Consider the following 18,827-nt stretch of genomic DNA (forward strand, 5'->3'; position numbering starts at 1 on the left):
ACGGGCGATCGCTGCATTTGCTGGCTCGACGATTCGCGTTATCATGGCCGGCGGCGCAAGCCGTTCCCATGACGAATCCATGAATCTGCATCGATCGAGAACAACATGACCCTGAGACACGCAACGCTCGTCGCCCTGCTGGCCGCGGCCTTCGGCGCCAACACGGCGCTCGCACAAAGCTGCCCCGCACCGGGTGCCAGCACTGGCCCTTCCCTGACCTACCCGGTCTCGAAGAAGGTCGACCAGACCGACAACTACCATGGCACCGTGGTGGCCGATCCCTACCGCTGGCTCGAAGACGCCAACAGCGCCGAGACCAAGGAATGGGTGACCGCCCAGAACAAGGTGACCCAGGCCTATCTGGCGCAGATTCCGCAGCGCGCGGCGATCCGCGAGCGCCTGACCCAGCTGTGGAACTACGAGCGCTACAGCGTGCCGGGCAAGGAAGGCGGCCGCTACTTCTATTCCCGCAACGACGGCCTGCAGAACCAGTCGGTCCTGTACACCCAGAAGAGCCTGACCGATACCCCTCGCGTTCTGCTCGACCCGAACACCATGTCCAGCGACGGTACCGTGGCCCTGGCGGGCCTGGCCGTCAGCCCGGACGGCAAGCTGCTGGCCTACAGCACCGCGGCTTCCGGCTCGGACTGGAACGAGATCCGGGTGCGCGACATCGAGACCGGCAAGGACCTCGAGGACCACGTCAAGTGGGTCAAGTTCTCCAGCACCGCCTGGACCAAGGACGGCAAGGGCTTCTTCTACAGCCGCTACGACGAGCCGAAGGAAGCGACCAAGCTGGCCGACGTCAACTACTTCCAGAAGCTCTACTACCACCGCATCGGCACCCCGCAGAACGCCGACATCCTGGTCTACGACCGTCCGGACCAGAAGGAATGGGGCTTCGGCGGGCATACCACCGACGATGGACGCTATCTTGTCATCACCACGACGAAGGGCACCGCGCCGAAGTACCGCATCTCGTACAAGGACCTGAGCAAGCCGGATTCGAAGGTGGTGGACCTGATCGACAACTTCGATGCCGGCTACGACTTCATCGACAACGTCGGCAGCGTGTTCTACTTCAGCACCGACCGCAACGCCCCGAAGAAGCGCATCGTCGCGATCGACGTGAGCAAGCCGCAGGAAAGCAACTGGAAGGAGATCGTCGCCGAGAACGCCGACACCCTGGCCGGCGCAGACATCATCAACAACCAGCTGGTGCTCAAGTACCTGAAGGATGCACGCAGCGTGGTGCGCATCCATGACCTCAAGGGCAAGCAGGTGCGCGAGGTCGCGCTGCCCGGCATCGGCTCGGTGGGCGGGTTGTCGGGCAAGCGCGGCGATAGCGAGACCTTCTACTCGTTCACCGGCTTCACCACCCCGACCACGATCTACCGCCTGAACCTGAAGACCGGCCAGAGCACCGTGTTCCGCCAGCCGAAGGTCGCCTTCGACCCGGCGGACTACGAGACCCGCCAGCAGTTCTACACCAGCAAGGACGGCACCAAGGTCCCGATGTTCATCGTGTCGAAGAAGGGCTTGACGCTGGACGGCCAGAACCCGACCTACCTGTACGGCTACGGCGGCTTCAACATCTCCATGACCCCGGCCTTCTCGCCGGCCAACCTGGCCTGGATGGAGATGGGCGGCGTGTACGTGGTGGCCAACCTGCGTGGCGGCGGCGAATACGGCGAAGCCTGGCACCAGGCCGGCACCAAGCTGCAGAAGCAGAATGTGTTCGACGACTTCATCGGCGCGGCCGAATGGCTGGTCGCCAACAAGGTGACCTCGCCGAAGAAGCTGGCAATCGGCGGCGGCTCCAACGGCGGGCTGCTCGTGGGCGCGGCCATGACCCAGCGTCCGGACCTGTTCGGCGCGGCGATTCCCGCGGTGGGCGTGCTGGACATGCTGCGCTTCCACAAGTTCACGATCGGCTGGGCCTGGACCTCGGACTACGGCTCGTCGGAGAACCCGGAAGAGTTCAAGGCCCTGGTCAAGTACTCGCCGCTGCATAACCTGAAAGCCGGCACCTGCTACCCGGCCACCATGGTGACCACCGCCGACCACGACGACCGCGTGGTGCCGGCGCACAGCTTCAAGTACGCCGCGGCGGCCCAGGCCGCGCAGGCGGGCCCGGCCCCGATCCTGATCCGCATCGAGACCAAGGCCGGCCACGGCGCGGGCAAGCCGACCACCAAGCAGATCGAGGAAGTGGCGGACCGCTGGGGCTTCCTGGTGCGCGAGCTGAATGTGGGCGAGGCGCCGAAGGCGGCGGGTGGCAGCCACCAGGGCCACCAAGGTCACTAAGCCGTCGTGCCGAGCTGAAAAGCAGGCGGCCGCCCGGGTGATCGGGCGGCCGTTGTTGCTTCAATACGGAGTATTCGGTGAACCGCAGGATCAGCGCTGCACCACCACCAGCAGCGCCTTTGCCTCGGTCTTCCCCGCATTCCTGATCACATGGTCATGATCGGCCGGATATCGCGCCGTCCCGCCATGCTTGATCTTCTTCTTCTCCGCCCCCACTTCCAGTTCGACCGCCCCGCTAAGGACGGTCAGGTGCTCGCTGGTCCCCGGATCATGGGCCTGCGACTTCAGTTCGCCGCCTGGCGCCAGCGTCAGTTCGTACCATTCGTACTTGCCGGCCAGGTCCATCGGCCCCAGGATGCGCAGGGAGTAGCCGGCGTGGGCGCCGGGCAGGGTGGGGGTCTCGTGCGCGTCCACCACCCGGATCAGGTCCACCGCCCGCACTTCGGACGACAGCAGTTCTCCGATCTCCACGCCCAGCGCATTGGCCAGCCGCCAGGTGATGGCGATGGTCGGGTTGGCCTTTTCGCGCTCGATCTGCGACAGCATCGACTTCGACACCCCTGCGATGCGGGACAGGTCCTCCAGGGTGAGGCCACGGGCGAGGCGCAAGCGCTGTAGCGTGGCGCCAACTTCCGGCGGGGCGTTATTTGTTAAAGTTTTGGTCATTGCTGTATTCGTCGCTATATTTGTCGCGGCATTCGTCGTCCCATCGCGGCCTGCCGCTTGCCAAGTTCATTAGCTGGGCGTAAGATTCAATATATTGAATTTTCGTTCGAGATAAAGAACTCGGTTTTATGAATCGAACGAGTCCAACGATACGACATTCGCCAAGCGCCGGTCAAGCCGGCGATTTTCAAGCCGATCTTCCAGGGAGTAGGAACAATGAGCGACCAAGCATTCTATAGCGGCCTGCAATCGAAACTCGAGACGCTGCGCCAGGACGGCCTGTTCAAGCCGGAGCGCGTCATCGCCTCGCGCCAGGGTTCGGAGGTGGTGTCCGACGACGGCCGCACGCTCATCAACATGTGCGCCAACAACTACCTGGGCCTGTCCGGCGATGTCGAGACCTCGAAGGCCGCCGCCGCGGCGCTCGAGAAGTATGGCTACGGCCTGTCCTCGGTGCGCTTCATCTGCGGCACCCAGACCGTGCACAAGGAACTCGAGCGCAAGCTGTCCGAATTCCTGGGTACCGAAGATACCATCCTGTACGCCGCCGCGTTCGACGCCAACGGCGGCGTGTTCGAGCCGCTGTTCGACGAGAACGACGCCATCATCTCGGACGCCCTGAACCACGCCTCGATCATCGACGGCGTGCGCCTGTGCAAGGCCGCGCGCTACCGCTACGCCAACAACGACATGGCCGACCTGGAAAAGCAGCTGGTCGCAGCAACGGAAGCGGGCAAGCGCCACAAGATCATCGTCACCGACGGCGTGTTCTCGATGGACGGCACCATCGCCCAGCTGGACAAGATCGTCGCGCTGGCCGAGAAGTACGACGCCCTGACCATGATCGACGAATCGCATGCGTCCGGTTTCATGGGCAAGCTAGGGCGCGGCACCCACGAGCACTGCGGTGTGATGGGTAGAATCGACATCATCACCGGCACCCTGGGCAAGGCCCTGGGCGGCGCCATGGGCGGCTTCACCTCGGGCCGCCGCGAAGTCATCGAGACCCTGCGCCAGAAGTCGCGTCCTTACCTGTTCTCGAACACCCTGGCCCCGATGATCGCCGGCGCCAGTCTGGCGGTGCTCGACCGGATCTCGAAGTCGACCGAGCTGCGCGACCGCCTGATGGAGAACACCGCCTACTTCCGCCAGGAGATCGAACGTATCGGCTTCACCATCAAGCCGGGCACGCACCCGGTGGTGCCGGTGATGCTGTTCGATGCGCCGGTCGCGCAGAAATTCGCGGCGCGCATGTTCGAGCTGGGCGTGCTGCTGTCGGGCTTCTTCTACCCGGTGGTGCCGATGGGCCAGGCGCGCGTGCGCGTGCAGCTGTCGGCCGCGCACACCCGCGAGCAGCTCGACACCGTCCTGAAAGCCTTCGAACAGGCCGGCCGCGAGCTGGGCATCCTGAAGAGCGCCCAGTAAAGACATATAACAACGAACAACGCACGAGAACGGAATACACATGGAACGGATCCTCATCATCGGCGCCAACGGCCAGATCGGCAGCGAACTGGTCACCGCCCTGGCGGAACAGCACGGCCAGGACAACGTGATCGCCTCGGACATCGGCGCGGACAATGTCTACGGCGCCGCGCGCTACACCCGCCTCGACGTGCTCGACAGGGAGCGCCTGGCCGGGCTGATCGACAGCGAGGGGATCACCCAGGTGTACCAATTGGCGGCCCTGCTGTCGGCCACCGGCGAAAAGGCGCCGTTGAAGGCATGGACGCTGAACATGGACGGGTTGCTGAACATCCTGGAAGTCGCGCGCGAGCGGGGCGAAGCCGGCAAGCCGCTGAAGGTGTTCTGGCCCTCGTCGATCGCGGCCTTCGGTCCGAATACCCCGGCCGAGTCCACCCCGCAGTACACGATCATGGATCCGACCACGATCTACGGCATCAGCAAGCTGGCCGGCGAGCGCCTGTGCGAGTACTACCACAGCAAGTACGGCGTGGACGTGCGTAGCATCCGCTATCCGGGTATCATCAGCTTCAAGTCGCCTCCGGGCGGCGGTACCACCGACTACGCGATCGCCATCTTCCACGCGGCGCTCAAGGGCGAGACCTACGAGTGCTTCCTGGGTCCGGAAACCACGCTGCCGATGATCTACATGCCGGACGCGATCCGCGCCACCATCGAGCTGATGGACGCCCCGGGCGAGAAGGTCGCGATCCGTTCCTCGTACAACGTGGCCGGCGTATCCTTCAACCCGCGTGAACTGGCCGCCGCCATCAAGAAGGCGCTGCCGGAATTCGAAATCGCCTACCAGCCGGACAGCCGCCAGCAGATCGCGGACTCGTGGCCGAAGAGCCTGGACGACAGCCGCGCGCAGGGCGACTGGGGCTGGAAGGCGCGCATTGGCGTGGAAGAGATGGTGGCAAGCATGCTGAAGAACGTCGACGTCGGCGTGAGCGCATGATCGGGCCATGCGGCGGTGCATGCACCGCCGCACGCAGTTGCGCATCGGTTCGGCGCACATTGGGGGCAGGGCGGCGCTTGGCGCCGCCTGATCTTTTTCGTCACATATAACAATAACAAACCGAATAGCAGAGACAACAGATGGACATGAGTGTTTTCGATCTTTTCAAGATCGGTATCGGCCCTTCGAGCTCCCACACGGTGGGCCCGATGGTGGCGGCCCGCCGCTTCCTGCTCGAATGCGGCCCGTTGGATGAAGCGGTCGGCGTCGAAGCCCACCTCTACGGTTCCCTTGCGCTGACCGGCGTCGGCCATGCGACCGACAAGGCGGTGATCCTCGGCCTGATGGGCGAAACCCCGCAGCACGTCGACCCGGACGCGGTCGAGGACAAGCTGGCCGAGGCGGAGATGGACGGTATCTTGAGGCTGCTGGGCGAGAAAGAAGTACCGTTCCAGTACCGCACCGGCCTGGTCTGGCACAAGCAGTCGACGCTGCCCGAGCACCCGAACGGCATGAAGTTCGTGCTCAAGCTGGCCGACGGCAGCATCATCGAGCGCATCTATTATTCGGTCGGCGGCGGCTTCATCACCGCGGCGGGCGAGAGCCAGTCGCGCGCTGCCGAAGCGCCGGCCGTCGCGGTGCCGTTCCCGTTCAACACGATGGGCGAACTGCTGGCCCATGGCCGGGAACATGGCCTGTCGATCCCGCACATGCTGCGCGCGAACGAGCTGGCGCGCATGAGCGAGGCCGAGCTGGACGCGGGCCTGGACCGCATCTGGCAGGTGATGCGCGACTGTATCGCGCACGGCCTGGTCACCGAGGGCCAGTTGCCCGGCGGCCTGAACGTCAAGCGCCGCGCGGCGAACCTGTGGAAGCAGGCCCACTGCACGGAGGGCAAGCGGGTCAACGAGCTGCCGCACGATGCGACCCATCACGTGACCCTGTATGCGATGGCCGTCAACGAGGAGAACGCGGCCGGCGGCCGTGTCGTCACGGCGCCGACCAACGGCGCGGCCGGCATCATCCCGGCGGTGTTGCGCTACTACGCGGAAGACTGCCGCCCGAGCGACCCGGCGAAGGGCATCCGCGACTTCCTGCTCACCTCCGCTGCGATCGGCATGCTGTGCAAGAAGAATGCCTCGATCTCGGGCGCCGAGATCGGCTGCCAGGGCGAGGTCGGCGTGGCCTGCGCCATGGCGGCGGCCGGCCTGGTGGCGGCGCTCGGCGGTTCCAATGAACGCATCGAGAACGCGGCGGAGATCGGCATCGAGCACCACCTGGGCATGACCTGCGACCCGATCGGCGGTCTGGTGCAGATTCCCTGCATCGAGCGCAACGGCATGGGTGCGATCAAGGCGATCACCGCGGCCTCGCTCGCCATGAAGGGCGACGGCACCCACTTCGTCAGCCTCGACAACGTGATCGAAACCATGCGCCAGACCGGGGCGGACATGCAGGTCAAGTACAAGGAAACCTCGCTGGGCGGCCTGGCCGTCCACGTCGTGACCGTCAACCACGCGGCTTGCTGAGCAAAGATCAACTTGGGTTCCCGCCTGCGCGGGAACGACGTGTTCGAGCAGCCGGCGACGGTTTTTCCTGTGGATGCGTAGAAGCGTCATCCCCGCGCAGGCGGGGATCCAATTTTATTGGGCAGCCACCAGCTTTTTTTGCACCACAGCATACAATCCAATTCGGGCGCTATAATAAAAGTTCAACTTTGGCCCCAACCGGATCCCTACCCGTATGCATTACGTCTCCACCCGCGCGACGAGCGCGTCCGCAGCACGCAATCCCCAGCGTTTTTCCGACATCCTGCTTGCGGGCCTCGCCCCGGACGGCGGGCTGTACCTGCCGGCCGAGTACCCGCAGGTGACGGGCGCCGAGCTCGACGCCTGGCGCAAGCTGTCCTACGCCGAACTGGCCTATGAAATCCTGCGCAAGTTTGCGACCGACATTCCCGACGCAGACCTGCGCGCCTTGTGCGCGAAGACCTACACGGCGCAGGTCTACCGCAACGCGCGCGCCGACGAGTCAAGCGCCGACATCACTCCGCTGCGGGTCCTGGAAGACGCTGATGGGGGTAAGCTCATCCTCCAGGCGCTGTCGAACGGCCCGACGCTGGCCTTCAAGGACATGGCGATGCAACTGCTCGGCAACCTGTTCGAATACGCGCTGGCGAAGAACAACGACGAGCTGAACATTTTCGGCGCCACCTCGGGCGACACCGGCAGCGCCGCCGAGTACGCGATGCGCGGCAAGCGCGGCGTGCGCGTGTTCATGCTGTCGCCGCACCGTAAGATGAGCGCCTTCCAGACCGCGCAGATGTTCAGCCTGCAGGACCCGAACATCTTCAACATCGCCGTCGAAGGCGTGTTCGACGATTGCCAGGACCTGGTCAAGGCGGTGTCGAACGACCTGTCGTTCAAGGCGCGCCACAAGATCGGCACCGTCAACTCGATCAACTGGGCGCGCGTGGTGGCGCAGGTGGTGTACTACTTCCGCGGCTACCTGGCGGCCACGAGCAGCAACGAACAGAAGGTGTCGTTCACGGTCCCGTCGGGGAACTTCGGCAACATCTGCGCCGGCCACATCGCGCGCATGATGGGCCTGCCGATCGACAAGCTGGTAGCCGCCACCAACGAGAACGACGTGCTCGACGAGTTCTTCCGCACGGGTGTCTACCGCGTGCGCAAGCCGGCCGAGACTTTCCACACCAGCAGCCCGTCGATGGACATCTCGAAAGCGTCCAACTTCGAGCGCTTCGTGTACGAGCTGGTCGGGCGCGATGCCGAGCGCACCCACGCGCTGTTCCGCAAGGTCGACACGCACGGCGGCTTCGACCTGTCGGGCGGCCCGGGCAGCGATGGCGACGAATGGAAGCTGGTCGGCCAATACGGCTTCGCATCCGGCAAATCGACCCATGCGGACCGCCTGGCGACCATCCGCGACGTGGCGGACGACTACGGCATCACCATCGATACCCACACGGCCGACGGGATCAAGGTCGCGCGCGAACATCTGCGGCCCGGTGTGCCCATGATCGTGCTGGAGACCGCGCTGGCCGCGAAGTTCAACGAGACCATCCTGGAAGCGCTGGGCCAGGACGCCGAACGTCCGGCCGGCTTCGAGGACATCGAGGCGCTGCCGCAGCGCTTTGTCGTGATGCGCCCGGACGTCGCCGCGATGAAGGCGTACATCGCCGGGCACACGGGGCTGTGAGATGAGGGCGCCCATGCTTTCCGTGCGCGAGGCGCTGAGCGCCCTGCTCGACGCGGTGCGTCCGGTGGCGGACGTCGAGACGGTGCCGACGCTCGAAGCCAATGGCCGCGTCCTGGCCGAGGACCAGCATGCCATGATCGACGTCCCGTCCGCCGACAATACGCAGATGGACGGCTATGCCGTGCGCGCGGTCGATTGCGAAAGCGGCAGCGCGACCCTGCGCGTGGCGCAGCGCATCCCGGCCGGCACTGTCGGCGAGCCGCTGGCGCCGGGCACGGCGGCGCGCATCTTCACCGGGGCGCTGATCCCCCCGGGCGCCGATGCGGTCGTGATGCAGGAGCAGTGCGAGGCGGTGGGCGACAGCGTCACCGTGCGCCATGCGCCGCGCGCCGGCGAGTGGATCCGGCGAACCGGCGAAGACGTCGCGGCCGGCTCGGTCATCCTGCCCGCCGGCACCCGCCTGCGCGGCCAGGAGCTGGGCCTGGCGGCCTCGGTCGGGCTGGCGCAGCTGCCGGTGCGGCGCCGGGCCCGGGTGGCGGTGTTCTTCACCGGCGACGAACTGGCGATGCCGGGCGAGGCCCTCAAGCCGGGCGCGATCTACAATTCGAACCGCTTCACCCTGCGCGCTCTGCTGGAGAACTTCGGTTGCGAGATGACCGATTACGGCATCGTGCCCGACTCGCTGGAGGCCACGCGCGCCACGCTGCGCGAGGCGGCGCGCGAACACGACCTGATCATCACCTCGGGCGGCGTGTCGGTCGGCGAGGAAGACCACATCAAGCCGGCGGTGGAAAGCGAAGGGCGGCTGGACATGTGGCAGATCGCCGTCAAGCCGGGCAAGCCCCTGGCCTTCGGCGAAGTGCGAAGAGAAGAGGGTGGCTTCACAAGCAGCTCCACTGGTGCTGCTCACTTCATCGGCCTGCCCGGCAACCCGGTTTCCAGCTTCGTCACCTTCCTGCTGTTCGTGCGGCCCTTCCTGTTGCGCCTGCAGGGCGCGAGCGGCCCGGTGGAGCCGCGCGGCTATGCCATGCGCGCCGACTTCTCGCTGCCGAAAGCCGACCGCCGCAACGAGTTCCTGCGCGTGCGCGTGAACGCGGCCGGAGGCCTGGACCTGTTCCCGAACCAGGGCTCGGGCGTGCTGACGTCCACCGTGTGGGGCGACGGCCTGGTGGACAATCCGCCGGGGCAGGCGATCGCCGAGGGCGACCTGGTGCGCTTCATTCCGTTCGCGGAACTGCAGCATTGACGAATCATGGCGGGACAACGATGAAGATCACCTTGAAATACTTCGCGTCGGTGCGCGAAGCGGTGGGCACGGGACAGGAGCCGTTCGAGCTTCCGGAAGGCGTGGCCACGGTGGGAACGGTGCGCGATGCGCTGGTTGCGCGCGGCGGCAGCTGGGCCGAGGCGCTGGGCCAGGGGCGCGCCGTGCGCATGGCCTGCAACCAGGTGATGTGCGGGCCCGATACGGCCGTGACGGATGGCGCCGAGGTGGCGTTCTTTCCGCCGGTGACGGGCGGGTAGCGCGCGGGGCGGGCGGCAGCGCCAGCCGCCCCGCGACGCTCAGATCACCACGATCGACTGCTCCGCCAGCTCCAGCAGCCTGGCGCAATTGCCGTTGCGCTCCCCGAACTCGCGCCACGCGTTGGTGCGCGCGATCGCCTGCCACTTGCGCAAGGCGTCCGCATTCAGGTCCACGACCTGGGCGCCGCGCGCGCGATAGACCGAGGCCACCGCCGCATCGTCGGCGCGCGCGGACTTGAGCGCGAAGGCTTCCAGCTGCGCACCGACCGCCATCACGGCCGCCTGCTGCGGCTTGCTGAGGCGGTCGTACACGGTACGCGACATCATCAGCGGCTCGAACATGAACCAGTAGGCGCCGCCGCGCGCCGTGGTCAGGGCGCGCGAGGCATCCTGCAGGCGGAACGACATCAGCGAGGTCGAGGAAGTCAGGGCCGCGTCGAGGCTGCCGCTACGCATCGCGGCCTGGATCTCGTTCGAGGGCATGCTCACCGCCGTGGCGCCGGCGTCCGCCAGCAGGCGGTCCATCTCGTGCGAGCCGCCGCGCACCCGCATGCCGGCCACGTCCTCGGGATACAGGATCGGTTTTTCGCGCGAGGCAACCCCGCCGGCCTGCCAGATCCAGCTCACGATCACCAGGCCCTGGTCGTTCAGGATGCGGGTGAGTTCGCGCCCGACGGGAGCGTTCTTCCATCCGAAGCCCTGTTCGTACGAGGTGACCAGCGCCGGCATCAGGCCGATGTTGGCCTCTGGCGCCTCGGCCCCCGCGTACGACAGGGGGACCAGCGCCATGTCCAGCGTGCCGCTGCGCAGCGCCGGGATCTGGGCGTTGGCGCCCATCAGCGTGGAGCCGGGATAGATCGAGAACTTCAGCGCGCCGCGGGTGCGCCGCTCGACGTCGGCCGCGAACATCCGGCACAACCGGTCGCGGAAGTCGCCTTGCGCGATGCTGCCGCCGGGGAATTGATGGGAGATTTTGAGCTTGCCCGGCTGCGCCCATGCGGACTGCATCCAGAGCGGACTGGTCGCGATTGCGCCCAGCATCGTCCTGCGGGACATTGCTGTCCTTGTCTTAACCGACATACACATCCTCCAAGATGTTGAAACGGACTGCCAGACGAATCGTGGCCGCCTCGTCGAGCGGGAGGCCATCGTTCGTTATAGCGGATACAAGAATATTCCTGCCAGTTGTATTGTCAAGCAGAATCTTGCAGGTATGACAAATGCATACATCTGCCGTAGCGGCATTCAAGGCGGCATTCTTGCATCGCCGCCCCGGGTCCGCCTTGATGCATCGCGGAGGATGGAGAAGTCAGCCCCTGGCCGGCGGGTCCTTGCAGACGGCGCAGGCCGCGCCCCGTTTCGCCTGGTAGTAGCGCGAACCGATGAAGATGGCGGCGGCCAGTACCGCCCAGGCCAGCGATTCGCGCCAGGCGGCGCCGAAGGCTTCGCCGCGCAGCATGTCGATGACTTCAAGCAGCATGAACATCGAACTCGCGGCCAGCAGATACTGGCCGCTCCAGTGGATTACCGTATTGAACTTCGACATGGCAGGCTCCTTCAGAGGCGGTCGAGGAACTGGCGGACGGCGCCGGCAACGGCGTCGGGTTGGTCGATCATGGCGAAGTGGCGCGCGTTCATGACCGGCGCCAGTTCGAGCCTGGGGGTGCCCTCGAGCAGGCTGCGGTAGTGATCGAGCTTCATCGGCGCGGTGATCCCGTCCTGGCCGGCGTCCGGCGCGAAATAGGGTACCAGCACCAGCACCGGGGCGGTGATCTTCGGCAGCCCCGGGCGCAGGTCGGCCGCCAGCAGGTCGGCCATGTAGGCGCCGACGGCGGTGCGGTCGCTGCGCAGCGCCAGCGCCGCCAGGTCGGCGGCCTTGCCCATGTCCACCAGGCCCTGGGTGCGCATGTACTGCTGTTGCTGGTTCGCGTAGGCATCCGGCGCGGCCGCGTCGACCCGCTGCCGCACCGCGGCCGCCATCATCGGACGCTGTTCCGGCGCCAGGTCCTCGGTGCCGGGGAACACCGGCAGTCCGTCGACCGAGATGACGCCGCCCACGAGCGCCGGCAGGTCTTGCGCCACGGCCAGGGCGAGCGCGCCGCCCAGGCTGTGGCCGACCAGGACCGGCTTGGCCAGCCGGCGCGAGGTGACGAGTTCCCTGAGCGCGGCGCGCGCCGAGGCGAGCGGCGAATCGGCAGCCGCTCCCAGCGGCGCCGGGCGGCCGTCGAAGCCGGGCAGGGTCACCACGTACACCGCGCGCTCGCCGCTGAAACGGCGGACCAGGTCCTGCCAGACCCACGGGCCGCTCGCCAGGCCGGGCACCAGGACCAGGGGTCGTCCGCCCTGGCCGTGGCGCTCGACCAGCATGCCGTCCACCTCGAAACGTTCGGCCGGCGCGATGCGCATGGCGAAGCGGTTGGCGGCGGGCGCCGGTCCGGCGGCCTGGGCGGACGGGGTGACCGGGGCGGACATGGCGGACATGGCGGACATGGCGGGTAGGGCGGGTAGGGCGGCGCCCAGGGCCAGGGTAATCAGGACGGCTGCTTTCATGGTGTCTCCGTTTCGGGGATGAAAATCGATTCGATGGGTTGGCCGAACAGGCGGGCGATGGCGAAAGCCAGCGGCAGGCTGGGGTCGTAGCGGCCGGTCTCGATGGCGTTCACGCTCTGGCGCGAGACCTGGAGCATCTCGGCCAGTTCCGCCTGGCTCCAGCCGCGCGCGGCCCGCAAGGCCCTGATGTGGTTGTTCATCGCCCGCCCAGCTTGCGCACGGCGCATACGGCGACGGTCGCCACGCACATCACGCCCCAGACCGCGAACATCGACAGGCGCGGAAAGCCGGCGGTCTCGAGGAAGCCGTAGGTAAAGGTGAGGCCGGCCGTGATGCCGGCGCCGAGGGCGACCGATTCGAGCAGGAGCTGGCGCATGTATTCGTCCACCCGGCGTACGTGGCGCGCGATCGCCCACAGCATCAGTCCGAATCCAATCATGGGAGATACCAGCAGCAGGGTGCGCGGCACGCCGTCCTCCAGCGGCCGGCCGACGCGGATGGCGACGACCAGGAGGACACAGTACAGGACGAGCCCGCCGAGCAGCTCGCGCAGGTAGGTGTTGTTGATCCGCTTCTGGTACATGGCGCCGCTCCGTGAAGTAAAGTATGCTTTACATCGTAGGGGCACAATCCCGCTGTGTCAAGCTCCCTTTACATTGTCGTTCACAGTTCAAGCAGGGTGCATTCTCGACTACAATGCCGCTCCCACCCAGTCCCGACGTATCCGCCATGACCCTGGTTCAACCGACTTCATCCCGTGTCGCCATCATCGGCGGCGGCCCCGCCGGCCTGATGGCGGCCGAAACCCTGGCCGCCGGCGGGGTGCAGGTGGACGTGTACGACGCCATGGCCTCCGTCGGGCGCAAGTTCCTGCTCGCGGGCAAGGGCGGCATGAACATCACGCACTCCGAAGCGCTGCCGGCATTCCGGGCGCGCTACGGCGCACGCGAAGCGCAGGTCACGCGCTGGCTCGACGGATTCGACCCGCAGGCGGTGCGCGACTGGATCCATGCGCTCGGGATCGACACCTTCGTCGGCAGCTCGGGCCGCGTGTTCCCGACCGATATGAAGGCCGCGCCGCTGCTGCGCGCCTGGCTGCACCGGTTGCGCGAGGCCGGCGTACGCTTTCACATGCGGCACCGCTGGCTGGGCTGGCAGGATGGCCGCTTGCGCTTCGCCACGCCCGAGGGGGAATCCATGGTGCAGGCGCAGGCCACCGTGCTCGCCCTGGGCGGGGCGAGCTGGGCGCGTCTCGGCTCGGACGGCGCCTGGGTCCCGCTGCTGCGCGAGCGCGGGGTGGACGTTGCGCCGCTGGTGCCGTCGAATTGCGGCTTCGACGTCGACTGGAGCGCGCATTTCAGCACCAGGCACGCGGGGGCGCCGCTGACGACCGTCGCCGTCGCCTGGCGCGACGCGCAGGGGACGATGCAGCGCCGCCAGGGGCAGTTCGTCGTCACCCAGACCGGCATCGAGGGCAGCCTGGTGTACGCCCTGTCGGCGCCGCTGCGCGACCAGATCGCGCAGCACGGCAGCACCACCATCTGGCTCGACCTGCTGCCCGACCTCGACGCCGCGCGCGTGGCGGCCGAAGTGGAGCGCCCGCGCGGTTCGCGCTCGATGGCAAGCCACCTCCAGGGGCGCCTGGGCATCAAGGGCGTGAAGGCTGGCCTGCTGCACGAGTGCCTGTCGAAGGAAGCGTACGGAAACCCGGCGCGCCTGGCCGCGGCGCTCAAGGCCCTGCCGCTGGTATTGCAACGTCCGCGCCCGATCGACGAGGCGATCAGCAGCGCCGGCGGGGTGCGTTTCGAGGCGCTGGAGCAGGGCAGCGCGATGTTGCACGCGCTGCCGGGTGTGTTCGTGGCGGGAGAGATGGTCGACTGGGAGGCGCCGACCGGCGGCTACCTGCTCACCGCCTGTTTCGGCAGCGGCCGCGCGGCGGGGCGCGACGCGCTGGCCTGGCTCGGCAAGACCTGAACGCTCAATCCGGGAACGTGACGCTGCCGCTGCCGCTGCGGCTGATGCTGCGCTCGGCCGGATTGCCGAAGACCTCGATGTCGCCGCTGCCGGAAATCGATGCCTTGACCCTCTGCCTTGCCTGCACCGTGCTGCTGCCGGAGCCGGTCTGGCCGACTTCGACGCTGGCCGCGCGCAGGTGGCGCGCATCGAGTTCGCCCGAGCCGCTGGCGGTGGCATGCAGCTCGCGGGCGCTGCCGACGATCGTCAGGCTTCCCGAACCCGTGAGGGCCGCCTCGAAACGGTCGACCCCCGCACCCGCGTTCAGGTCCAGCTCGCCGCTGCCGCTGAGGGCGGCATTGACCTGGCGGAAGCGCCCGTTGAAGCGCAGGCTGCCCGGTCCTTCCATGCGCACCTCGATGCGCTCGCCCGAGAAGCCGTTGACGGTGCTGTCGCCGCTGCCGTCCACGGTCACGCTGGCCAGGCTCGGGAGCACCAGTTCCACTTCGAGCGGGCGGCGGTGGCGCAGCACCATGCCGCGGATGCCGACGTGCAGGATCGCGCCCTCCCGGGTCACGTCCACGTTGCCCAGCAGGCGCGCTTCGCCACGCACTTTCAGGGACGGCGTGGCGCCGTAGCGCAGGGTCAGGTCGATCGGGCCGTTCAGGTCGACCGCCGTGATGCCGGCCGGGACCGGGCGGGTCTCGCTGGCCACCTGGCGGCCTTCGCTTGCAGAGGCGACGCCGTTGGCGCGCAGCATGCTGTAGCTCAGGCCGATGAGGACGAAGGCCAGCAGCAGGAGGCTGAAGCCGACCTTGAGCAGTGCGCGCATGTCAGCTCCCCCTCAGCAGCGACAGGTTCATGCGGACGTAGCGCTTCAGGCCGATGAACGTGTACTTGGTGATGACGAGCGAGAGCAGGAACAGCGCGATTCCGCCCAGCACCATGCCCAGGCCGAACAGCGTCTGGGTGGTACGCGACTCCTTGTCCATGTCGGTGGTGATCTGGATGCCGGCATCGGCGACCTTCCCGGCGCGGCGGATCACCGCCTTCGACTTCGCGGCCTCGTCCGGATTGGCCCCGGCTTCCGGCTCCGGTTGCGCGTCTTCCTCGACCACGTGGATGCCGTGTTCGCCGATCGACACCCGGGTGCGCACGCTGTCGCGGGTTTCGCGGCGCTCGCCGTCCTCGGTGATCACGACCCGGTGCAGCGGATTGCTGAGCACCAGTTCGTTGGCCCCGGCCAGGCCGCTGGCGGTGATGGCGATGCCCGCCACGTAGAAGCCCAGCGCGCAGCCGTACAGGGCAACCAGCAGGGCGGCGTAGACCGCGGCCGGAATCGCCATGAACAGGTTGAAGACCAGCAGGCCGGCGCCGGAGACGAGCAGGCGCAACGCGTTCCCGGGGTTTTTCTTTTCCGCGAAGGCGTTCATGTGGGCGCTCGCGCGCAGCGTCACCGCCACCTTGCGCGGGTCGCCCAGTTCGTCCGCGATGCCTGCTTCCGTGCGACCGGCCGCGATGCCGTCGACGAAGCGCTGCTCGTACCAGGCCAGCGTCTTGGCTTGCGTCTCCGGTGGCAGGCCGTGCATGGCCCGCTTGAGCGCGTCGAGATATTCCAGTTTGCCCATGTGCTGCTGTGTCCCGGCTGGCCTCTGGTTCAATGGTGCGCCAGGACCGGGAAGGCGCCGATCGCGAGCGCGGTATCCGGCGCGGAGCCGCCGATGAGTTCCGGCATGACCAGCACGGCGGTGACGGCGGCAACGAAGGCCACCAGGGCCAGGGTGCGCATTCCGAGTTGGAAGTTGTTCATGTTAAGTGTTCCGTAAGACCTGTATCGATGGTGCTACCTTACGGAAGTCGGGGCACCGGGGCCACCGCTGTGCGACAGGCTGCGTTTTTCGCGGGGCAGGGTGCCGTGGGAGCGGATAACCTTCGCGGCGGCAAGCCCGCTGCGCACTGCGGTTTCCAGCGTTGCCGGGTAGTCGCTGTCCGTGTAGTCCCCGGCCAGGACCAGGCCCGGCAGCGGGGTCTCGACGCCTGGACGCTGCAGCCCCGGGGTGCAGGAAAAGGTGGCGCGCTTCTCGGTGATCACCCGGCTCCACTGCGGCGCAGCAAGCCTTGGGTCGCCCAGGTCCTGCGCCAGCTGGCGCGCGATGCCGGCCGCCAGCGCATCCTGGTCGAGTCCGGCGGCGTCGCCCGCGGCGCTGACCACGACCGCCAGCAGCCCCGGCTGGGCAGCGTCGAGCTGCCCCCGGTCGAAGGCGAACTGGCCCCAGCGGCCTTCGGCCGGGTCGTCGAGCAGGGCGTAGAAGGGCAGGCCGAGCCGGACCGACGGGTCGTATTGCAGGTAGCAGGTGGCGATCGGTTCATAGGCGAGCGCGGACAGCTGGCCGGCGACCTGGGCGGCCTGCGCAAAGGGCGCCAGCAGCGCCGCGGATTGCGTGGCCGGCGTCGCCAGCACCACTGCGTCGAAGGGTTCATCGCCGCCCGCATTGGCACCGGAATTGCCGGCGGAACCGGCGCCCATGAGCGTGGCCTGCCAGCCGGCGCCGTCGCCGGCACGGGCCAGGCCCTGCAGCCTGACGCCGGTGCGCACGGCGCCGCCATGCTCCCTTACATACGCGGCGGCCGCGTCCGGGAACAGGGCGCCCATTTCCATCCGCGGCAGCAGCATGTCGGAAGCGGCGCGGCGCTTGGCGCCGAGGCTGTCGCGCAGCACGGCCAGGAACACCTTGGCCGACGCCCGCGACGGCGGCGTGTTGAGCGCGGCGATGCACAGGGGGTGCCACAGCAGCCGGTTCAGGCGCGGGGTCTGGTCATAACGCGCGAGAAGCTCGTCCACCGTGCAATCGTTGTACAGCACCCAGCCCATCCAGCGGGCGGTGCTGGTGAAGCGGGCCAAGGCCATCTTGTCTTCGCGCGCCAGGCCCCTGGCGCGCAGCAGCGCGACGGCCAGGTGCAGCGGGGCGGGCAGGCGCGGCGCGATGAAATCCATGCCGCCCCCGCCCTCGGGATAGCGCATCTGCACGGGCAGGCGCAGCAGGGCGGTATCGGGGTCGATGCCGACCAGGCGCAACAGGCGCAGGGTTTCGCCATAGGCGCCCAGCAGGATGTGCTGGCCGTTGTCGAGCGTGCTGCCGTGCACGTCCACGCCGCGGGCCCGGCCGCCCAGGGTGCGTGCGCTTTCCACCAGCGTGACCTGCGCGCCGCATCGCGCCAGTTCCACCGCGGCGGCGCAGCCGGCCCAGCCGCCCCCGGCCACCAGGACGCGCAGGCCCCGCTCGCGCGGCCTGTCAGGCACGGACATAGGTCTTCCACGCCAGCCACAGCTTGCGCAGCGGCGTCAGCGAGATGCGCTGGTTCAGCACGTGGAAACGGTCGCGCTCGATCTCGTCGAGCAGGGTGCGGTAGATGGCGGCCATCATCAGGCCCGGGCGCTGGGCGCGGCGATCTTCCTTGGGCAGCAGGGCCAGCGCCTCGTCGTAGGTCTTCTGCGCGCGATCGGTCTGGAACTGCATCAGCGCCTCGAACTTTTCGCTGTGGCGGAAGTTGAGGATGTCGCTTGCTGTCACGTTGAACTGCTGGAGTTCGTTCACGGGCAGGTAGATGCGGCCCTTGCGCGCGTCGTCGCCGACGTCGCGGATGATGTTGGTCAGCTGGAAGGCCAGGCCCAGCTTCTCGGCATAGGCCAGGGTCTGCGGGTTGGTGTAGCCGAAGATGCTGGCCGACAGGATGCCGACCACGCCCGCGACCCGCCAGCAGTATTTCTGCAGGCCGGCGTAATCCAGGTAGCGGCTCTGGTCGAGGTCCATCTCCATGCCGTCGATGATCGCCTGCAGGTGCTGCTCTTCCAGCTTGCAGGGCGCGATGTGCGGCTGCAGCGCCTGGGTTACCGGATGGGTCGGCGTGCCCTTGTACATGGTCGAGACTTCGGTGCGCCACCAGGCCAGCTTGATGCGGGCCACCGACGTGTCGCTGGTCTCGTCGACGGTGTCGTCGACTTCGCGGCAGAACGCGTACAGCGCCGTGATGGCGCGCCGGCGCTCGGGCGGCAGGAACAGGAAGCTGTAATAGAAGCTGGAGCCGCTCTGGACGGTCTTTTGCTGGCAGTATTCGTCGGGAGACATGTATTGATTGCTATTGGTATTTTTGCGATGCGAATCCGCTATCTTAGCCGATGCGCGGC

At 67.4% G+C, this 18,827-nt stretch carries 19 protein-coding genes; 8 read left to right on the forward strand and 11 right to left on the reverse strand.

What is annotated here, in order from left to right:
- Nucleotides 1-105 precede the first annotated feature (105 nt).
- On the forward strand, nucleotides 106-2,307 hold the full coding sequence (locus ACFFJK_RS08075) for a prolyl oligopeptidase family serine peptidase (protein WP_379678668.1): 2,202 nt from the start codon (nucleotides 106-108) through the stop codon (nucleotides 2,305-2,307).
- Between the two features lie 90 nt (nucleotides 2,308-2,397).
- On the opposite strand, the gene ACFFJK_RS08080 is transcribed toward ACFFJK_RS08075, so the two are convergent.
- Nucleotides 2,398-2,973, reverse strand: coding sequence for a helix-turn-helix domain-containing protein (locus tag ACFFJK_RS08080; RefSeq protein ID WP_379678669.1), 576 nt, complete (start codon nucleotides 2,971-2,973; stop codon nucleotides 2,398-2,400).
- Between the two features lie 216 nt (nucleotides 2,974-3,189).
- Between ACFFJK_RS08080 and ACFFJK_RS08085 the strand changes: the two genes are divergently transcribed.
- The 6 genes from ACFFJK_RS08085 to moaD all read left to right on the forward strand — a co-directional run bounded on the left by ACFFJK_RS08085 (nucleotide 3,190) and on the right by moaD (nucleotide 10,138).
- Nucleotides 3,190-4,398, forward strand: coding sequence for a glycine C-acetyltransferase (locus ACFFJK_RS08085; RefSeq protein ID WP_379678670.1), 1,209 nt, complete (start codon nucleotides 3,190-3,192; stop codon nucleotides 4,396-4,398).
- Between the two features lie 40 nt (nucleotides 4,399-4,438).
- Nucleotides 4,439-5,395, forward strand: a complete 957-nt coding sequence (locus ACFFJK_RS08090) for an NAD-dependent epimerase/dehydratase family protein (protein ID WP_379678671.1) — start codon at nucleotides 4,439-4,441, stop codon at nucleotides 5,393-5,395.
- Between the two features lie 140 nt (nucleotides 5,396-5,535).
- Entirely contained in the window at nucleotides 5,536-6,924 is a 1,389-nt protein-coding gene (locus tag ACFFJK_RS08095) for an L-serine ammonia-lyase (protein ID WP_379678672.1), read from the forward strand.
- Between the two features lie 214 nt (nucleotides 6,925-7,138).
- The gene (thrC, locus tag ACFFJK_RS08100) at nucleotides 7,139-8,614 is read left to right on the forward strand and encodes a threonine synthase (protein ID WP_379678673.1); all 1,476 of its coding nucleotides are present in this window, start codon (nucleotides 7,139-7,141) and stop codon (nucleotides 8,612-8,614) included.
- Nucleotides 8,615-8,627: 13 nt separating this feature from the next.
- Nucleotides 8,628-9,860 (forward strand): molybdopterin molybdotransferase MoeA, encoded by a 1,233-nt coding sequence (locus ACFFJK_RS08105; RefSeq protein ID WP_379678674.1) that lies wholly within the window; start codon nucleotides 8,628-8,630, stop codon nucleotides 9,858-9,860.
- Nucleotides 9,861-9,880: 20 nt separating this feature from the next.
- Nucleotides 9,881-10,138 (forward strand): molybdopterin converting factor subunit 1, encoded by a 258-nt coding sequence (gene moaD, locus ACFFJK_RS08110; RefSeq protein ID WP_379678675.1) that lies wholly within the window; start codon nucleotides 9,881-9,883, stop codon nucleotides 10,136-10,138.
- Between the two features lie 39 nt (nucleotides 10,139-10,177).
- Here moaD and dctP read toward each other — a convergent pair whose 3' ends face one another.
- The 5 genes from dctP to ACFFJK_RS08135 all read right to left on the reverse strand — a co-directional run bounded on the left by dctP (nucleotide 10,178) and on the right by ACFFJK_RS08135 (nucleotide 13,271).
- Complete coding sequence (gene dctP, locus ACFFJK_RS08115; protein ID WP_379678676.1) at nucleotides 10,178-11,194, reverse strand: TRAP transporter substrate-binding protein DctP; 1,017 nt, start codon at nucleotides 11,192-11,194, stop codon at nucleotides 10,178-10,180.
- 253 nt (nucleotides 11,195-11,447) lie between these two features.
- Nucleotides 11,448-11,684, reverse strand: coding sequence for a hypothetical protein (locus ACFFJK_RS08120; RefSeq protein ID WP_379678677.1), 237 nt, complete (start codon nucleotides 11,682-11,684; stop codon nucleotides 11,448-11,450).
- 11 nt (nucleotides 11,685-11,695) lie between these two features.
- Nucleotides 11,696-12,688, reverse strand: coding sequence for an alpha/beta fold hydrolase (locus tag ACFFJK_RS08125; protein ID WP_379678678.1), 993 nt, complete (start codon nucleotides 12,686-12,688; stop codon nucleotides 11,696-11,698).
- On the reverse strand, nucleotides 12,685-12,888 hold the full coding sequence (locus ACFFJK_RS08130) for a helix-turn-helix transcriptional regulator (RefSeq protein ID WP_379678679.1): 204 nt from the start codon (nucleotides 12,886-12,888) through the stop codon (nucleotides 12,685-12,687). Before ACFFJK_RS08130 ends, ACFFJK_RS08125 begins: the two co-directional genes overlap by 4 nt.
- Nucleotides 12,885-13,271 carry a hypothetical protein gene (locus ACFFJK_RS08135; protein WP_379678680.1) on the reverse strand — a complete coding sequence of 129 codons (387 nt, stop codon included), beginning with the start codon at nucleotides 13,269-13,271 and terminating at the stop codon, nucleotides 12,885-12,887. Before ACFFJK_RS08135 ends, ACFFJK_RS08130 begins: the two co-directional genes overlap by 4 nt.
- A gap of 146 nt (nucleotides 13,272-13,417) precedes the next feature.
- Between ACFFJK_RS08135 and ACFFJK_RS08140 the strand changes: the two genes are divergently transcribed.
- A complete protein-coding gene (locus ACFFJK_RS08140) occupies nucleotides 13,418-14,662 on the forward strand; it encodes a TIGR03862 family flavoprotein (RefSeq protein ID WP_379678681.1) in 1,245 nt (414 codons plus the stop codon).
- A gap of 4 nt (nucleotides 14,663-14,666) precedes the next feature.
- Here the strand turns inward: ACFFJK_RS08140 and ACFFJK_RS08145 are convergent, their stop codons facing one another.
- Genes ACFFJK_RS08145 through hpnD form a run of 5 tightly spaced genes read right to left on the reverse strand, consistent with a single transcriptional unit; the run spans nucleotide 14,667 to nucleotide 18,768 of the window.
- A complete protein-coding gene (locus ACFFJK_RS08145; protein ID WP_379678682.1) occupies nucleotides 14,667-15,473 on the reverse strand; it encodes a head GIN domain-containing protein in 807 nt (268 codons plus the stop codon).
- A 1-nt stretch (nucleotide 15,474) separates the two neighbouring features.
- Complete coding sequence (locus tag ACFFJK_RS08150; protein ID WP_379678683.1) at nucleotides 15,475-16,269, reverse strand: DUF1700 domain-containing protein; 795 nt, start codon at nucleotides 16,267-16,269, stop codon at nucleotides 15,475-15,477.
- Nucleotides 16,270-16,298: 29 nt separating this feature from the next.
- A complete protein-coding gene (locus ACFFJK_RS08155; RefSeq protein WP_379678684.1) occupies nucleotides 16,299-16,451 on the reverse strand; it encodes a hypothetical protein in 153 nt (50 codons plus the stop codon).
- Nucleotides 16,452-16,484: 33 nt separating this feature from the next.
- Complete coding sequence (hpnE, locus tag ACFFJK_RS08160) at nucleotides 16,485-17,948, reverse strand: hydroxysqualene dehydroxylase HpnE (RefSeq protein ID WP_379678685.1); 1,464 nt, start codon at nucleotides 17,946-17,948, stop codon at nucleotides 16,485-16,487.
- On the reverse strand, nucleotides 17,935-18,768 hold the full coding sequence (hpnD, locus tag ACFFJK_RS08165) for a presqualene diphosphate synthase HpnD (RefSeq protein ID WP_379678686.1): 834 nt from the start codon (nucleotides 18,766-18,768) through the stop codon (nucleotides 17,935-17,937). The genes hpnE and hpnD overlap by 14 nt, the downstream gene beginning before the upstream one ends.
- Nucleotides 18,769-18,827: the final 59 nt, after the last annotated feature.

It is taken from the genome of Massilia consociata (assembly GCF_042432755.1).
Taxonomy (GTDB): Bacteria; Pseudomonadota; Gammaproteobacteria; order Burkholderiales; family Burkholderiaceae_D; genus Telluria; species Telluria consociata.

Coding starts and splice junctions, on each gene's coding strand:
- ACFFJK_RS08095 (WP_379678672.1), top strand. CDS start 5,536: ATGGACATGAGTGTTTTCGATCTTTTCAAGATCGGTATCGGCCCTTCG.
- ACFFJK_RS08120 (WP_379678677.1), bottom strand. CDS start 11,684: ATGTCGAAGTTCAATACGGTAATCCACTGGAGCGGCCAGTATCTGCTG.
- ACFFJK_RS08090 (WP_379678671.1), top strand. CDS start 4,439: ATGGAACGGATCCTCATCATCGGCGCCAACGGCCAGATCGGCAGCGAA.
- ACFFJK_RS08085 (WP_379678670.1), top strand. CDS start 3,190: ATGAGCGACCAAGCATTCTATAGCGGCCTGCAATCGAAACTCGAGACG.
- ACFFJK_RS08155 (WP_379678684.1), bottom strand. CDS start 16,451: ATGAACAACTTCCAACTCGGAATGCGCACCCTGGCCCTGGTGGCCTTC.
- ACFFJK_RS08080 (WP_379678669.1), bottom strand. CDS start 2,973: ATGACCAAAACTTTAACAAATAACGCCCCGCCGGAAGTTGGCGCCACG.
- ACFFJK_RS08130 (WP_379678679.1), bottom strand. CDS start 12,888: ATGAACAACCACATCAGGGCCTTGCGGGCCGCGCGCGGCTGGAGCCAG.
- ACFFJK_RS08075 (WP_379678668.1), top strand. CDS start 106: ATGACCCTGAGACACGCAACGCTCGTCGCCCTGCTGGCCGCGGCCTTC.
- dctP (WP_379678676.1), bottom strand. CDS start 11,194: ATGTCCCGCAGGACGATGCTGGGCGCAATCGCGACCAGTCCGCTCTGG.
- ACFFJK_RS08125 (WP_379678678.1), bottom strand. CDS start 12,688: ATGAAAGCAGCCGTCCTGATTACCCTGGCCCTGGGCGCCGCCCTACCC.
- ACFFJK_RS08150 (WP_379678683.1), bottom strand. CDS start 16,269: ATGGGCAAACTGGAATATCTCGACGCGCTCAAGCGGGCCATGCACGGC.
- thrC (WP_379678673.1), top strand. CDS start 7,139: ATGCATTACGTCTCCACCCGCGCGACGAGCGCGTCCGCAGCACGCAAT.
- moaD (WP_379678675.1), top strand. CDS start 9,881: ATGAAGATCACCTTGAAATACTTCGCGTCGGTGCGCGAAGCGGTGGGC.
- ACFFJK_RS08145 (WP_379678682.1), bottom strand. CDS start 15,473: ATGCGCGCACTGCTCAAGGTCGGCTTCAGCCTCCTGCTGCTGGCCTTC.
- ACFFJK_RS08140 (WP_379678681.1), top strand. CDS start 13,418: ATGACCCTGGTTCAACCGACTTCATCCCGTGTCGCCATCATCGGCGGC.
- hpnD (WP_379678686.1), bottom strand. CDS start 18,768: ATGTCTCCCGACGAATACTGCCAGCAAAAGACCGTCCAGAGCGGCTCC.
- ACFFJK_RS08105 (WP_379678674.1), top strand. CDS start 8,628: ATGCTTTCCGTGCGCGAGGCGCTGAGCGCCCTGCTCGACGCGGTGCGT.
- hpnE (WP_379678685.1), bottom strand. CDS start 17,948: ATGTCCGTGCCTGACAGGCCGCGCGAGCGGGGCCTGCGCGTCCTGGTG.
- ACFFJK_RS08135 (WP_379678680.1), bottom strand. CDS start 13,271: ATGTACCAGAAGCGGATCAACAACACCTACCTGCGCGAGCTGCTCGGC.